At 36.7% G+C, this 16,544-nt stretch carries 8 protein-coding genes; 1 reads left to right on the top strand and 7 read right to left on the bottom strand.

Features of this window, described 5'->3' with window-relative positions; translation table 11 throughout:
• Positions 1-102: 102 nt before the first annotated feature.
• The 5 genes from OA85_RS12175 to OA85_RS12155 all read right to left on the bottom strand — a co-directional run bounded on the left by OA85_RS12175 (position 103) and on the right by OA85_RS12155 (position 4,494).
• On the bottom strand, positions 103-936 hold the full coding sequence (locus OA85_RS12175) for a GIN domain-containing protein (RefSeq protein ID WP_039110311.1): 834 nt from the start codon (positions 934-936) through the stop codon (positions 103-105).
• 88 nt (positions 937-1,024) lie between these two features.
• Entirely contained in the window at positions 1,025-1,765 is a 741-nt protein-coding gene (locus OA85_RS12170; protein ID WP_039110053.1) for a head GIN domain-containing protein, read from the bottom strand.
• A gap of 2 nt (positions 1,766-1,767) precedes the next feature.
• Positions 1,768-3,504: a PspC domain-containing protein gene (locus tag OA85_RS12165; protein WP_039110052.1), complete on the bottom strand. Its 1,737-nt coding sequence runs from the start codon at positions 3,502-3,504 to the stop codon at positions 1,768-1,770.
• 2 nt (positions 3,505-3,506) lie between these two features.
• Positions 3,507-3,839: a PadR family transcriptional regulator gene (locus OA85_RS12160; protein ID WP_039110051.1), complete on the bottom strand. Its 333-nt coding sequence runs from the start codon at positions 3,837-3,839 to the stop codon at positions 3,507-3,509.
• Between the two features lie 199 nt (positions 3,840-4,038).
• A complete protein-coding gene (locus OA85_RS12155) occupies positions 4,039-4,494 on the bottom strand; it encodes a DUF4870 domain-containing protein (RefSeq protein WP_039110050.1) in 456 nt (151 codons plus the stop codon).
• A gap of 236 nt (positions 4,495-4,730) precedes the next feature.
• Here OA85_RS12155 and OA85_RS12150 point away from each other — a divergent pair, with 236 nt between their 5' ends.
• Complete coding sequence (locus tag OA85_RS12150) at positions 4,731-5,183, top strand: DUF4442 domain-containing protein (RefSeq protein WP_039110049.1); 453 nt, start codon at positions 4,731-4,733, stop codon at positions 5,181-5,183.
• Positions 5,184-5,265: 82 nt separating this feature from the next.
• On the opposite strand, the gene OA85_RS12145 is transcribed toward OA85_RS12150, so the two are convergent.
• Together OA85_RS12145 and OA85_RS12140 are read right to left on the bottom strand one after the other, a co-directional pair.
• Positions 5,266-5,550 (bottom strand): hypothetical protein, encoded by a 285-nt coding sequence (locus OA85_RS12145; RefSeq protein WP_039110048.1) that lies wholly within the window; start codon positions 5,548-5,550, stop codon positions 5,266-5,268.
• A 149-nt stretch (positions 5,551-5,699) separates the two neighbouring features.
• A complete protein-coding gene (locus tag OA85_RS12140; protein ID WP_039110047.1) occupies positions 5,700-16,307 on the bottom strand; it encodes a PKD-like domain-containing protein in 10,608 nt (3,535 codons plus the stop codon).
• Between the last annotated feature and the right edge of the window lie 237 nt (positions 16,308-16,544).

Raw genomic sequence — 16,544 nt, 5'->3', positions numbered from 1 at the left:
TCCCATTTGCCTTAGCAAGTGGGACTTTTTGTTGGTTAGGAGAAAATTATTTAATCCAGTTTTTACTCCCTCTCCTTTGGAGAGGGCCGGGGAGAGGATTTTCTATTTCAGTTTTTTTATCAATTTAGCTTCGTCAGCAAATTTTCTGATTTCAATTTTTGGAGTTCCTAAAAGTTGAATTTCTGATTTATTAGCAGCATCAATAATTACTGCTGTTGTTGTGTTTAAACTGCAATTGGAATAACTTTCGGTGGTTACATCGGCATTTTTTAGAATTAGTTTATTTCCTGTCAAGTTTGAATTATTATCCAATCGGATAATTGCATTGGTAGCATCACCTTCAATAGTTGCAGTTGATTTTTGGTACATATCAACTTTCAAATCAATAGTAGTAACTAATGCTTTGAAAGCGGAACTTTTACTTAGTTCTACAATTGCGCTTTCTGATTTTAAATTCAGTTCGGTTTTTGATTTATCATCCGCTTGTAATATGAAATTTTTGGTATTGACATTCAAATAAAGTTGGGAATAATCATAAGCTTTAAATGTTAAATTGTCTAATTGAATTTCTTGTATTGCATTTATAGTCGATTCATTTTTTGAAGTTATCAAATTTAAATCTTTAGTATAAGTAACCCTTACAATTAGTTTTTTATAATTTACGGCTTGTTTAGTGGTATAAATATGAAGCGTTTTGTCTCTTAAATCGAATGAAATAATATCATGTAAATTGTCATCCGCTTCAATTTTTAGTTCCGTTTTTTCTCCTCTTTCCAAATGGACTTCGAGATTGTCTTCAACTTCTAACGTTTCAAAATTACCAACTTCCTTTTGTTCAATGGTTACCGTTTTTGATCCTTTTATTTTATCTTTTTTTTGTGCCAATGTCAATGTCGTTGATAAAAGGAGTAGGAGTATGGCAGTATATTTTTTCATTTTCATTTGGATTAGGATGTATACAAATATAAAAAAATCATCCACTTTTGATGGATGATTGATCTTATTTTTAAAGTAAATAGTTTTATTATTCCTGATGAATGCTTCCCCCGGAATTTGTTTCTTTTTGAATTGATTTAGGAACTGTATTATAACTTACGGTCGCTCCGCTAGATGCTTCTGCATTCAGGCTTACAATTGGATGTACGTGGACAGATGCGCCGCTTGAAGCCTCAGCACTGATTTCATTTGCCAATAAATTTTTGGCATCTATTGTACTGCCACTTGATGCTTCAGTATCAAGTTTAAGTGCTTTCCCATTTATGTTAATAGTACTGCCGCTACTGGCTTCACCAAAAATAGTATCCGATTCAATATTTATATCTATTGATGCTGCGCTTGAGGATTCCAGTTTAATGTTTTCCCCTTTCAATGTATTGCTACTTTTGATTGTAGCTGCACTGGAAGCCTCTAATCTATTAATAACAGGCATTTTTACCGTTACTTTTTTTGATTTTATATTGTTGAAAGAATTGAAATCACAAGCAATAATAAGAACGCCGTTTTCCACTTTGGTGGTGATTTCTTTCTGCAAATTGTCATCTGCTTCAACAATGATTTCTGTTTTGTCTGATTGTTCAATGACAAGTTCAATGGCATTGCTGACTTCAACACTTTTAAAATCGCCTTGTACAATTCGTTTTTCGGTTGTCACATGGCCACTTCCTTCTATTGATTTCATGTTTATCATATGATTACATGATGCAAATAACAAGGCAGTCAAAGTGACAATAATGAATTTTGTGATTAATGTGATGATTTTTATCATGGCTATTTGGTTTTAATGATAATGCCGTCTTTATTAATTTTTAATTCTTGAATGTTGTTTTTTGAGTTAATGATAGTGTCATTTTTTACTGAAACTCCTTCTTTGTTGATCGTAACTGATGTTTGACTGCTGTCATTGTCTGTATCATTATCTACGTCATCATATTCATTTTCATCAGCAGGACAATTCAAACATTTTATTTGTGAGTTTTCTACTTTATAAATATAGCTGTCAGAACTGTAATGTAAGTTGAAGAATGAATCATCAGACCTGTCATAATCCTGAACCGATGAATCTGGTTTCAATAAAGTTCCTTCAGGTAAATATAAGAAGATTTCCACTTCCTGATCACGAAATTTATTACTCACTTCAGTCAATAAATAATTGTCAAGAATAACATGATTTCCTTCAATTTTAATAGCATACTTTATTTTTTCAGCTCTTAGTTTAGCGTCTTGAAATGATTTCCCTCTTGCCATTTTCTCAATCTGAATGAATGGTAATTTCTCGTCAGTATGTAAAATTTGGAATCTCACATTATTGGAGTAAATTAATTGAGCATTTGCAGAATCCTGAACAAACTTGAAGTTTTCTCTGTCATTAATACTTTTTGTGTAATAATCATTGTATCTGAATTTTACATATAAAGTGTCTGTTGGCATTAGATTAATAGTTTCTTTTTGAACTGTTTTTCCTTCGTATGCCACTTCAGATGCTTGTTTTATTCCAATTGAAATTAGGATGGCAATAGCAATTATCCAAAGTGCCAATAATGTATATTTTACAATATTTCCTATTGACTTCATGGTAGGAGACAATAATTTGAAACCTAAAAGAGTCAAGAAAAAGAACGGAATCCCTACAGCAAAGAACATCAATAGTCCAAAAGACCATATTGGATAATCAGTAAAATTTCCCGCCTCAATGAAACTTTGCCAAGGCACATCAATAAAATTAGAAGAACCTAAAGTAAAAACGGCTATCAGTAAAGAAATTAAAGTTGCAATTCCTGTTATGATCAAAATCACCCCTAAAAATTTTGCAAAAACTTTAAAAACTGTCATGATAAAATCACCAAATGAGTTTCCTATTTTACTGGCACCCGTTTTTATTTGATTGCCATATTTGTCATAATCAACATTTTTTATTTTTCCTGAAACGCTTTCAAACTCTTCTCTAACTTTTTTTTCGATATTCGAAATGTTAACCGGTTCTCCAGTCATTTCTAGTTTTTCTGATGTTGTAATGGCTTCTGGTGTTACAATCCAAAGGATAATGTAAGCAAGAATACCAGTTCCAAATCCAGCAAAAACTAATAATATTAAAACAATTCTAATCCAAACTGAATCGATTCCAAAATAGTGCCCTAATCCTGCAGCAACACCGCCAATCATTCCTTTTTCTTTATCTCTGTAAAGCTTTTTTGATCTTCTATTAGTGTTGTCACTATACGTTTGAGAACCTTTCAATTCATCTTCAATGATGTAATCTTCAGGTTGTCCCATTACCGCAATTACCTCATCTACATCTTTTAATCCTACAACGTGTTTGTCGCTTTTTTGTTTCTCGTTCAATAATTCCGAAACACGCATTTCGATATCTTTTATAATTTCATCATGCCCTGATGAATTCGATAAAGAACGTTTTATAGCATCAAAGTATCGTGTTAATTTTTGGTATGCATCTTCATCTATATGAAAGAACATTCCGCCTAGGTTTATATTTACAGTTTTGTTCATGACTATTGTTTTTGGTTGGTTATAAGGTTTACGGCATCAGATAATTCAGTCCAAGTACCACTAAGTTCGTTTAAAAAAGTTTGTCCTATTTCGGTCAGGCCATAGTATTTTCTTGGTGGTCCTGATGTTGATTCTTCCCAACGGTAGTTGAGCAATCCATCGTTTTTCAATCTTGTAAGTAATGGATAAATAGTTCCCTCCACGACTAACAATTTAGCGTTTTTCAAAGTGTCTAATATTTCCGATGTGTAGGCATCTTTTTCTTTCAATACGGATAAGATGCAAAACTCGAGAACACCTTTACGCATCTGGGCTTTTGTGTTTTCAATGTTCATAATTTCTTTTTTTTGATTTTTGGTTGATTAAACTATTCATTTTTTGATTGATGATTGATTTTTTTTTTGGAGCTTATTCCTGCTTTCCATTTCAATCTTTTTTATTTTTAAAGGGAAAATAAAAAAGGATTTCCATTTCAATCAGGGCTATTTGGTTCCTTATTTTCTACTGCTATTATCTTTTAATCTATTTCTGTTTTTATTTAAGAAACGGAATCGTAATTGGGTAGTTGTATTTTTCACCATTTGATGTTTTTATGGAAGCATAAATGATTAAAAAGAATTCAGCCACTTTCAAAAGACCAAAAATTAAAACAGCTACTAAACCTACTGTTAACAATCCTATGTTACCCTCAAAACTAAAATTTCTTAAAACTATATCGTGATCATTTATTAGCGCTTCAAAAGGAATATTCTTTAAGAAAGTAATTAGAAAGATTGGGACAGCTATCATAATTAATACTAAAGAATAGAGTAATAAACTCAATTGAAAATTCAGTACTTGTTTTCCATTATGATCTACAAATTCTGATTTGTCTTTTTTTGAAGACCAAATCAATATTGGAAAAATGTAATTTCCAAAAGGAATGAAATATTGAGTTAATGCACTCAAATGAGTAAATGTAGCGGTGTTTTTTTCAGTAGTTGTTTCCATGATTAAAAGTATATAGTAATTTCTTATGCAAATATATGGCTAAAAGACAGTATCTTGTTTCGCATAGTACCAAATATTAACAAAATATTAACAAAATATTTTTATATGTACGCATAGTATTTTTTTGTATTTTAGCAAAAAAACCAGCAATAATCAACTCGCCATGATTCAAAATCCCAAAAATAATGAAGAATAGCGATACCATAATTCCTATAAAAAACAAATAGTAACTATATATGAAACTTACCGTATCAAAACTTAATAAATTTTTATTATTCAAATTACCATCGGCATTTATCTGTGGCGTACGTGTAAAAGAGATAGACGAGCATAAATGTGTAGTGTCAGTAAAACACCGCTGGATTAACCAAAATCCATTTAATTCCATGTATTTTGCTGTGCAAGCTATGGCTGCTGAGCTTTCTACGGGAGCTTTGGTTATGTATCAAATTCAACAAAGCGGCAGAAAAATATCGATGTTAGTGGCTAACAACAAAGGAAATTTTACAAAGAAAGCGACTGGAAGAATCACTTTTACTTGCAAAGATGGTTATTTAATAGAAAAAGCGATTCAAGAAACTATTGCTAATGGAGAGGGGCAAACCTTTTGGATGAAATCCATTGGAACAGATGAAAAAGGAGTCCAAGTATCCGAAATGGATTTTGAATGGAGTGTAAGAGTTAAATAAAATACTTATAAATTAGTAGTAATAGAAATAATAAAAATGAAAAACGCCTCTAAATTTAGAGGCGTTTCATTCTTAAACTAAGTTATGCTTTTTTAGCACAGCATTTTTTTCCTTCGGATTTGGTCATTGTGGTACCACATTTTTTACCTTCAGCTTGCGCCATTTTTGCTTCACATTTTTTACCTTCGGCTTTGCATTTAATCTTGCATTTTTCCACTTCTGCGGCTGTCATTGCTTTTTCATTTGAATCTGTTTTTGCACAACAAGATTCTTTTTTAGCTTTTTCTTTTGCAACTGGTTTAGCTTCTTGTGCGCTGGCACTGATTGTAAATAAAAGTATTGCTAAAAGGGTACCTATTTTTTTCATTTTTGTAAAGTTAAAATTGTAATTATTATTTTGATCGAAAATTAATTGGAATTAATTCCTCAAATATAAAAAGAATAATTAATATCAATTTTAAATTTATGGTTAATGTTTACTTAATTACGCCAGTTTTATCATTAGATATAACTTTTTTATTTGATTATAATTTTTTTGCTATAATCTCCTTTCGAAGTTTTTAGTTTTACAATGTAAATTCCGGAACTTAGATTCTTGATTGGAATTTGAATTCTAGTTTGATCCCTATTTTCAACATCCCATTTTGTAAGATCTTGCCCTAATAGATTAAACAGGTGAACTTCATTAATCATAGTGTCAAGCACTTTGTTTTGGATAATTAAAACTTTATAGTTGTTTGAATACAAGACTAGAATACCATCATTAATTATATTGTCCTCAACACCGAGTGTTTTGTTGGTAAATCGCAAAGAGAAACGATTGTTGTATTCGCCAACAGCAAGCGGAATCGCAAATCCACTATTTTTCATGTCATGATAATTTCCGGAAACATTGTCATATAAGTAAATTTCAGTAGTTTCAGGTACGTTTTCTAGCGCATCAATTTTGATGGTAGTCAAGCCTTCATTTGCTATAGTAAGGCCTATAGGAATTATTTGGTCGTCATTAAAATCGGGGACACCTTGAATCACAAACTTACTATTACTAAATTCCCAATAAATGTTATCTCCTTCTATCTCTAGCATTGGGGCATCATAACCAATGTCAAATTCATTAGTGGTATTACTGTCAACTCCCACTAATAATTGTCGATTTATTCCTATAGCTGATACTAAACTCAATCTGATTTTAGATCTTGGGTCAATTTGCTCGACTGCCATTTTTTTAGGAACGCTTTGTTTCATAAATATTGAATTCCCGGAACTTTCTCTAATAAAGGCTCTTTGACTGTTTTTAAAATTCAAGGTTCCACCTTGAACGGTAGTTGCTGTTCCTGCTAATGATGGGTCTAAAGAAGCGTCTACAAAGAATCCTTGGGCTACAGGAATGTAGCGTTTTGGTGTTTTTGTTCCGGTTGAACCATTATTTACATTTAAAGGGTCATCAGCGATGGCTACTAAACCACCCATTAGGGTATAAGTTGCATAACCTCCAACGTATTCCGCCAGAAAGTGATTGCTTGTTAATCCAAAATGATCCCAAAAATAAAGTGCTCCACTAAAGATATTTGCACCAGCTCTACAGCCACCACAATCTTTTAAATTGTCTTTTATAAACTCATCGGCATCAAGTGCAGATGCATATGGATTCCCTATTAAATAGGTTTGGTCTAAGCCTATGCTTAAGGAAATAGTCCCAGAATTAGGCTTACCAACAAAAACATAATTTTGGGTCGATAAAAGCGAAGCTGTACCATCAGTTCCTTTCATTGTAAATCCTTCTCCCAGTTTTAATAAACCAGTATTCCCAATAGCATTCCATTGATAATAGTTTTCTAAATCAGTATTCGAATCAGGTGTAAGAGAATTATAAGCAAATAACCAACGGTTGCTTATTTTTATTGGGTTTGTAGCAACTCCATCAGCAAAATAGGCACCATCTCCAAAATTTATAGTTCCAGGACTAAAGGGGCTTGTGGTTACATCAGTACCGTCTCTTAAAATACCGCTAATAGAATAATTAGTATTATTTAGACTAACAGGGGATGACCAGTAATTGTAATTGAAACTGTTTTTTTGACCTTGTTGATCTCTCAATAATTTTCCGGAACCGCCAATAGGATTTGCTCCGCTTCCAGCCTGAACTAATTGCGCTTCCCCAGTTAAACGGATATCACCGCTCAATAAGGATAAAATATTAGAAACAGTTAATTCAAAGTTGTCTACTAGACTAATTCCTTTAGCGGTGCCTGAATTGTTTGTAGTTAAATTATAAAAAGTTTCATTGGTTTTAATGCCCAGATTGACAGTCTGAATTTGATTAGCAGTTCCCCCATTAAAGGTTACTGTTCCAATTCCCGGAATAAAAGAGCCACTATTTTTCCAGTCGCGACTAATTTGCAAATTTGAAGCCCCAATGGAAGCCATAGTAACCGAGGCTCCGCTTGCAATAATTATATCTTGTGCGCTTGCAATATTGCTGTATGCTGCCGCAAAAGTAGAGTTTGCCGGATCGATTACTGGCATTCTAGGTCCTCCAGAAGGGACGGTAGGGATTTGGGCATTTATCGTACTTGAAGGTAATCCACCAGCCCAGTTTTTGCAATCAAACCAATCTGTACTTACCAATCCGGTCCATAAACCAGCTGTTCCATTTAAAACTGTTACAGTAGCCGATCCAGTTAAATCTATTGGTTTTGCGGTACATTTAGAATCGCTTAATGCTGTGATAGTATAGGTTTTATTTGTTATGATATTAGAAATAGTAAATACAAAAGGATTCACATTGACATTGTTAACTGTTGTTAGAGTTGTACCATTGCTATAGGTTACACTCCAAGGAGCAGTTCCTGTTAATGCAACACTAAAAGTGGCAGTCCCATCATAACAAATGGTTTGATTCACTCCTATGCTTGCTGTAGGTCTTTGATTTACCGTTACTGTTACGTAGGTAGTTCCGTTAGGGCCAAAACTAGTACAACCATTAAGAAATGATGTTACGGCATAGGTAGTTGTAACGCTTGGGGATACCGTTGCATTTGTAGAATTACTATTACTTATAACGGTATTAGTATTGGTATCTATCCATTGTGATGTCAGCACTCCTACAGGGGCTTCAGGAATTTTAATGTTATCTATTGCCCATGAACTTCCTACGGTACCTTGATAGTTAAATCGGATTTTTAAGTTGGTTTGTCCCAAATAGGCACTCAAATCAATACTCATATTCGTACTGATATTATAAGGTCCTTGAGAACTTGGACCAGTGTATTGAGCCAAAATAGTGTTGTATGTCAGACCTCCATCTATAGAAATTTCAACTTTTGCTGAAGCACCAGCCGTTAAAAAATAGGCTTGGTCAAAACTTAAACTTGCTGATGACAGACCTAAAGTAGTAAAAACAGGGGTTTGTAATATAGAGTTAAAATTACCATTAGCAATAGCAAATTTACCAACGGAGGTATAATTAATGCCAGAATAAGTACCGCCATTTGTTGCGCTTAGTTGAAATGGGTTTGGATTTGTATTACTTGAACCAGCATTTAGACAATTACCGCAACCATCTACCAACCATCCTGTAGGGTTAGAATTATCAAAAGCACCGCCGGTTACAAGGTTTTGACTTGTAGCATAACCGCTTTGTGAAGATAGAATTGTTGAATCACCATTGCATATTGTTGACGGCGTTGCGCTAACTGGTGATGGTTTGATATTTGGAATCACGTTTATAATAGCAGCTGCTGAATAGGTTTGTGTACATGATGCGTTTTGGATAACCGCTCTAAATAGTGTAGTCGCCAGAATATTTGTATAATTATAAGTTGTACCAGTATTTACAATTGGCGTCCAACTAGCTCCTCCAGTGGTTGAAGATTCCCATCTCACAATAGTACCGGTATGCCCACTCAAGTATATCGTTCCGCTGGCAGAGTGACATACCGTAACGATTTTAACCACAGGTAAAATATTGGGTTGAGAAACGGTAACTGCACCTCCTACTGAAGCAGCTTCAATAATAGCAGTTGCAGTTATTGGTGTCCCACTACAACCATTTACCGTTGGTATAATAGTAAAAGTTACCGTTACAGCGGCATTAGTTGTGTTTGTCAAAGTTCCACTGATGTTGCCACTTCCACTAGCCAAAATTCCGGTTACTGCGACTGTATTGTCTCTAGTCCAATTAAAAATAGTTGAAGCTACGTTTCCTGATAAAACTATAGCTGTAATTGTATTGGCTGAACATATTGTTTGTGACGCTGGAGTAGCAACTGCATTTGGTGTTGGATTCACTAGAACTGTAGCAGTTATTGGTATTCCTGGACATCCATTAACTGTAGGGGTAATAGTAAAAGTTACAGTTACTGGAGCATTAGTTGTATTGGTTAAATTTCCGCTAATATTTCCACTTCCGCTGGCTGCTATACCAGTTGCAGTTCCCGTATTATTTCTTGTCCAATTGAATGTAGTTGAAACAACACTTCCAGAAAGTACTATTGTTGTAATTGCACTGGCTGAGCATATCGTTTGCGATGTTGGAGTTGCAACTGCATTAGGAGTTGGATTTATCAAAACTGTTGTTGTTATAGATGTTCCAGGACATCCATTAGCTGTAGGAGTAATGTTAAAAGTTACTGTTACAGGCGCATTAGTAGAATTGGTTAAGCTTCCGCTAATGTTTCCGCTACCGCTGGCAAGAATTCCGGTTACAGCGACTGTATTATCTCTAGTCCAATTGAAAGTAGTCGAAGCTACGCTTCCAGAAAGAACCATTGTTGCAATTGCATTTGCCGAACAAATTGTTTGAGCCGAATTTGTTGCGGCTGCATTTGGTGTTGGATTCACGAGAACTGAAGCTGTTATTGGTGTTCCTGGACATCCATTAGCTGTAGGAATAATGGTAAAAGTTACTGTTACAGATGCATTGGTTGTATTGGTTAAATTTCCGCTAATATTTCCACTTCCACTAGCTGCTATTCCATTTACTGCTACTGTATTGTCTCTAGTCCAATTGAAAGTAGTCGAAGCAACACTTCCAGAAAATGCTATTGTTGTAATTGCATTGGCTGAACATATTGTTTGTGATGCTGGAGTTGCAACTGCATTAGGAGTTGGATTTACTAAAACTGTTGCTGTTATTGGTGTTCCCGGACATCCATTTGCTACTGGGGTAATAGTGAAAATTACGGTTACTGGTGCATTAGTGGAATTGGTTAAGCTTCCGCTAATGTCACCGGTTCCACTGGCAGGAATTCCGGTTACTGCGACTGTATTATTTCTAGTCCAATTAAAAGTTGTAGCAGCTACATTTCCTGACAAAACTATTGTGGTAATTGCACCAGCTGAGCAAATTGTTTGTGTAGCATTTGTGGCTATAGCATTTGGTGTTGAATTAACAAGGACAGTTGCAGTTATTTTGCAACCATTACTATTGGTATAAGTTATTACTGTTGTACCTGCAGTGATACCAGTTACTAGACCAGTATTGCTTACACTAGCTACCGAAGTATTGGAAGATACCCAAGGGTTGACTGCTGCCGGTGCTGCTGAACCGCTTAATTGAGTTGTGGAACTTTCACACACATTTAGTGTTCCACTAATTGTTGGTAGCGGATTAACAGTTAATGCTGCAACAGCAGATTGAACAGATGAACACGTATAACCTGCAGGACCTGAAATCAAGACATCGTAATTTGCCGCATCTGCTGCCGTGCTATTATTGATTGTTAATGTAGAAGATGTTGTGGTTGAAGTTGCCCCACCTATATTTATCCCATTTTTTCTCCATTGAAAAGACAAAGGATCTCCATTCGCATCAGCAACAACAGTAAATGTCACATTAGAACCTGTGCACAGTACTTGTGAAACTGGTTGTGTAGATACAATAATAGCTTGGTCTACATTCAATGTTCTTTGAGCAGAGGTAGCTGATGCGCATGGTGACGCCCCACCAATTATTACATAATAATTACCATCATCAGTTAAATTTGCCTGATTAAAATGAAGATTTGTTGATTGAGCTCCTGAAATATTGGCTGAATTAGCTACTGGTGTTCCGCTTGGAGATGAGCCTTTATACCACTGATACGTTAACCCATCACCAATGGCAACGACGCTTAAATTTACAGGAAAACTAGCACACACACTCGTGTTTGAAGGCTGTGTTGTAATTACTACAGCTTTTTTAATCGTTAGGATGATAGCTGCGTTTACGGATGAACATGGACCAATCGGATCATTTGTAGTATATGTTAGCGTAATGATACCTGCAATAATATCAGCAGCGCTTGGTGTATAAATTGCAGTTGGTGTATTGTTATTGAATGTACCACTTCCGCTTGTACTCCAAGTGGCTGAGGTAGCACTTCCTCCAAAAGAACCAGCCATTGTAGCAGTGGTATTTGAACAAATTGTTGAGTCAGAGCCAGCATTAACAGTTGGAGCAGCGTTTATAGTTATAGTTCTAGTTGCACTTATAACAGAACATGTACTTGGAGCATTTGTAGTAAGCGTAAGAGTAACAGTACCACTAAAGTTTGGTGCAGGAGTATAAGTTACTGTTGCAGGAGTTGCAGTTTGTGCTGTGCTGCTTAATAGTCCCCCACCAGAGGTTATGGACCATGCGCCAGTTGTTGCTCCACCACCTAGAGTTGCTCCAGCTAATGTAATGGCTCCAGGAGTTGCAGATTGACAAATCACATCGGGTCCTCCGGCATTAACAGTTGGGGCAGCGTTTATAGTTATAGTTCTTGTTGCACTTACAACAGAACAGGCACTAGCAGCATTTGTAGTAAGCGTAAGAGTGACAGTACCACTAAAGTTTGCAGGAGTTGCAGATTGACAAATCACATCGGGTCCTCCGGCATTAACAGTTGGAGCAGTGTTTATAGTTATAGTTCTAGTTGCACTTACAACAGAACAGGCACTAGGAGCATTTGTAGTAAGCGTAAGGGTAACAGTACCACTAAAGTTTGTTGCAGGAGTATAAGTTACTGTTGCAGGAGTTGCAGTTTGTGCTGTACTGCTTAATAATCCCCCGCCAGAGGTTATGGACCATGCGCCGGTTGTAGCTCCTCCGCCTTTTTTGGGTCCTCCGGCATTAACAGTTGGTGCTGCGTTAATAGTGATAGATTGAAAGGCTGTTTTAGTTCCGCCACAGCCTCCAGTAATAGTATAAATAATATTGCAATTACCTGCTGCGATTCCTGTTACGATTCCAGAACTGTTAACTGTAGCTACAGCAGTATTACTGCTACTCCAAGTACCAATACCACCGCTAAGAACTACAGAGTTCGCTATGTAGGTAGTTGTTCCGGAACTGCACAAAGTACTTGTACCTGTAACAGAAGCTATACTCGCAATAGGTGTTATTGTTACTATCATTTGGTCGCTTACTGCTGTACAAGATCCTGACGGATCATCAGATGTAATGGTTAATGTTACAGTTCCCGCAGCTATTGCAGCAGCTCCGGGAGTATAAGTTGCATTCCATTTATTTGCATTAGGAGAAAAAGAACCTCCATTAGAAGAACTCCATACTACGTTATTGTTCCCTGTTGCTCCTCCAGTTGTAGGAGAAAGGGAAACATCCGGTGATGCAGCGCAAACTACCTGATCAACCCCTGCATCCACAAAAGCAAAATTACCAACAGTTACGAGTAAATTTGCACTAGATGCACTTGAACCACAGGCATTACTTGCTTTTACTGATATATTACCGGTTACTGCAGAAGATGATGCAGTAACCGTTATTGAATTGGTACCGGAGCCAGCAGTAATAATCCAGCCTGTTGGCAAAGTCCATGTATAACTTGTGGCATTAGCCACTGCGGTAACACTGTATTGTAATCCAGAAACAACGGGACATACTGACGTAGATTGTGGGCTAGTTGGTATCGCTGGTGTTACGGGAATAGCTGTATTTACAGTTACTACAAAAGTTTGAGCACTACTTGTACCGCAAGAATTGGTTGCGGTTACGGTAATATTTCCACCAATTGCAGTTCCTGATGTTGAAACCGTAATAGAATTTGTATTTACCCCTGTTGTTATGCTCCATCCTGAAGGTAAAGCCCATGTATAAGAAGTAGCATTTGGAACAGCAGTTATACTGTAAATAAGGCCTGATTTACTTATACACTGTTCTGTTGAGCCACTTATTGCTCCTGGTGTTGCAGGTGTTGCCGGACTTACAGTTACAGCCAAAGTTTTTGCTGGACTTGTACCACAGCTATTTCCAGCGGTAACGCTAATGTTTCCATTTTGACCGGCAGTACCCGATGTTACAGTAATAGAATTTGTTCCTGTGCCAGCTGTAATTGACCATCCTGTAGGAACTGTCCAAGTATAAGTTGTTGCGTTAGCTACTGCACTTATGTTATACGTTAATCCTGTAATGCTTGGACATACCGGGGAAGTTCCACTTATCACCCCAGGTGTTGCCGGTGTTGCTGGACTTATAGTTACTGCCAAGGAATTGGCTGTACTTGTGCCACAGCTATTTCCAGCAGTAACGGTAATGTTTCCATTTTGTCCAGCACTACCTGATGTTACAGTGATTGAATTTGTTCCTGCGCCAGCAGTAATTGACCATCCAGTAGGAACAGTCCAAGTATATGTTGTCGCATTGGTTACAGCAGCGATGCTATAAATCTGCCCTGTTAATGCAGGACACTGTGTAACCGTTCCTGTTATTGCTCCCGGTGTTGCCGGTGTTGCTGGACTTACCGTTACGGCCAAGGTTCTTGCTGCATTTGTTCCGCAACTATTTTCAGCAGTCACACTAATAGTTCCATTTTGTCCAGCACTACCTGATGTTACAGTTATTGAATTAGTTCCTGTACCGGCAGTTATTGACCATCCTGTTGGAACTGTCCAAGTATAAGTTGTCGCATTGGCTACTGCAGCAATGCTATACGTTAATCCGGTAATTCCTGGACATGCAGGTGAAGTACCAGTTATTACTCCAGGTGTTGCCGGTGTTGCGGGACTTACAGTTACTGCCAAAGTGTTTGCTGAACTTGTTCCACAGCTATTTCCAGCAGTGACACTAATAGTTCCATTTTGACCCGCGTTACCTGATGTTACAGTTATTGAATTAGTTCCTGTACCGGCAGTTATTGACCATCCTGTAGGAACTGTCCAAGTATAAGTTGTAGCATTGGTAACCGCAGCAACACTATATATTTGTCCTGCTAATGCTGGACATTGTGTAACTGTACCCGTTATTGCTCCCGGTGTTGCCGGTGTTGCTGGACTTACGGTTACTGCCAAAGTTCTTGCAGCACTTGTACCACAGCTATTTTCAGCTGTAACACTAATGTTTCCATTTTGACCAGTATTGCCTGATGTTATAGTAATTGAATTAGTTCCTGTACCTGCAGTTATTGACCATCCTGTTGGAACTGTCCAATTATAAGTTGTCGCATTGGTTACTGGAGCAACAGTATATGTCTGACCTGTTAGAGCTGGACATTGTGTAACAGTACCTGTTATTGCTCCTGGTGTTACTGGTGTTGCCGGACTTACAGTTACTGCCAAAGTTCTTGCAGCACTTGTTCCACAGCTATTTCCAGCGGTGACACTAATATTTCCATTTTGACCTGTACTTCCTGATGTTACAATTATTGAATTTGTTCCTGCACCAGCTGTAATTGACCATCCAGTAGGAACCGTCCAAGTATAAGTTGTTGCATTAAGGACTAGTGTAATGTCATAAGTTAAAGTTGTAATACCAGGACATACAGGAGTTGTTCCGTTGATAGCCCCGGGTGTTGCTGGTGTTGCTGGGTTTACGGTAATAGTAATAGGATTACTAATAGCAGTAGTGGGAGACGAACAAGGTGCATTTGATGTTAGTTCAACGGTAACTATATCACCATTAACGAATGACGAGGCAGCAAAATTTGGACTGTTTGTACCTGCATTAAAACCGTTAATCATCCATTGATATGAAGGAGTACTACCTCCATTTATTGGTATAGCAGAAAAATTTATTGAATTACCTGGGCAAATCGTTGTAGCCGATGCGGAAATACTTACCGATGGTATCACAATATCATTTACCGTCATCGTAATAATATTACTGGTGACATTTGCAAGAGCAGGACAGGTAACACTAGAAGTTAGAACAACCGTCACTTTATCAGTATTTACTAATGAAGAAGTAGTAAACGTTGGACTATTAATTCCTACGTTTACACCATTTATCTTCCATTGATAAATAGGGGTGGCGCCACCATTAACAGGAGTGGCAGTAAAAGTAACAGAAGTACCGGCGCAAATATTATTTCCGGGATTTACTCCAATGTTTACTGATGGTACTAAAAGAGCATTCACCGTTACTGTAACCGTTGCTGTATTGATACAACCATTATTATCAGTTACGGTCACTGTATAAGTTCCCGAAGCGGCAGTTGTTACATTAGTGATCGATGGATTTTGTGAAGTTGATGTAAAACCATTTGGTCCCATCCAACTATAAGAGATTCCTCCCGATGCGGTAAGGTTTAATGAAGAACCGGCACATTGTGGAGAGTTGCTTCCAGCTGAAGCTATTGGCAAAGGATTAATTACTATAGTCGTACTTGCACTTACAAAGCAACTATTTGCATCTGTTACGGTCACCGTATAAGTCCCCGAAGCAGCAGTTGTTACATTAGTGATCGATGGATTTTGTGAAGTTGATGTAAAGCCATTTGGTCCAGTCCAACTATAGGAGATTCCTCCCGATGCAGTAAGGTTTAATGTAGAACCGGCGCATTGTGGAGAGTTGCTTCCTGCTGTGGCAATGGGCAATGGATTAACAGTGACAGTAGCAACATCAGAATAGGTAATGGTACAGATTGCTCCACTTGTTGCGATTACATTATAAATAGTTGTGATGGAAGGAGAAACTGAAAAAGTTATGTCGGTTCCTGTTAAGCCACTCACAGGACTACCAACATCTGTAGTTCCTATTCGTAATTGATAATCCATACCAGTCTCACTATTGAACAGCGTGATTATGGCATTTTCACCTAAACATATTGTAGGGTCAGATATGATTCTTTCTGTTATACAATCTTGTCCAAAACTACAAAGCGAATTTAGAGACAATAGAATTATAAATAAGTAATTTTTTTTCATGACACCTACATTTTAAAATCAAACGATTAATATTTTTATAAAAAGGCATAGAGAAATTCATGCTGTTTTTTACAAACAAAAAAATGTTTATTGTAGTGGTATTATTTTCAATGAAAAATGGATCCTATTGTTACTGTTTTGGTGCAGTTTTTAATTATTTTTTACACAAAAAGTAATAAGAAGAATTGTGCTCGGAGTACTATTTATTTGTTTTTGTTTTAATGTATAAGGCTTACA

The organism is Flavobacterium sp. AED (assembly GCF_000812945.1).
Lineage (GTDB): Bacteria > Bacteroidota > Bacteroidia > Flavobacteriales > Flavobacteriaceae > Flavobacterium.
This window is presented reverse-complemented; position numbering and strand designations above follow the sequence as displayed.

Excerpts from the sequence above, each read along its gene's own strand:
- OA85_RS12175 (WP_039110311.1), bottom strand. The coding sequence starts at position 936 with ATGAAAAAATATACTGCCATACTCCTACTCCTTTTATCAACGACATTG.
- OA85_RS12170 (WP_039110053.1), bottom strand. The coding sequence starts at position 1,765 with ATGATAAAAATCATCACATTAATCACAAAATTCATTATTGTCACTTTG.
- OA85_RS12165 (WP_039110052.1), bottom strand. The coding sequence starts at position 3,504 with ATGAACAAAACTGTAAATATAAACCTAGGCGGAATGTTCTTTCATATA.
- OA85_RS12160 (WP_039110051.1), bottom strand. The coding sequence starts at position 3,839 with ATGAACATTGAAAACACAAAAGCCCAGATGCGTAAAGGTGTTCTCGAG.
- OA85_RS12155 (WP_039110050.1), bottom strand. The coding sequence starts at position 4,494 with ATGGAAACAACTACTGAAAAAAACACCGCTACATTTACTCATTTGAGT.
- OA85_RS12150 (WP_039110049.1), top strand. The coding sequence starts at position 4,731 with ATGAAACTTACCGTATCAAAACTTAATAAATTTTTATTATTCAAATTA.
- OA85_RS12145 (WP_039110048.1), bottom strand. The coding sequence starts at position 5,550 with ATGAAAAAAATAGGTACCCTTTTAGCAATACTTTTATTTACAATCAGT.
- OA85_RS12140 (WP_039110047.1), bottom strand. The coding sequence starts at position 16,307 with ATGAAAAAAAATTACTTATTTATAATTCTATTGTCTCTAAATTCGCTT.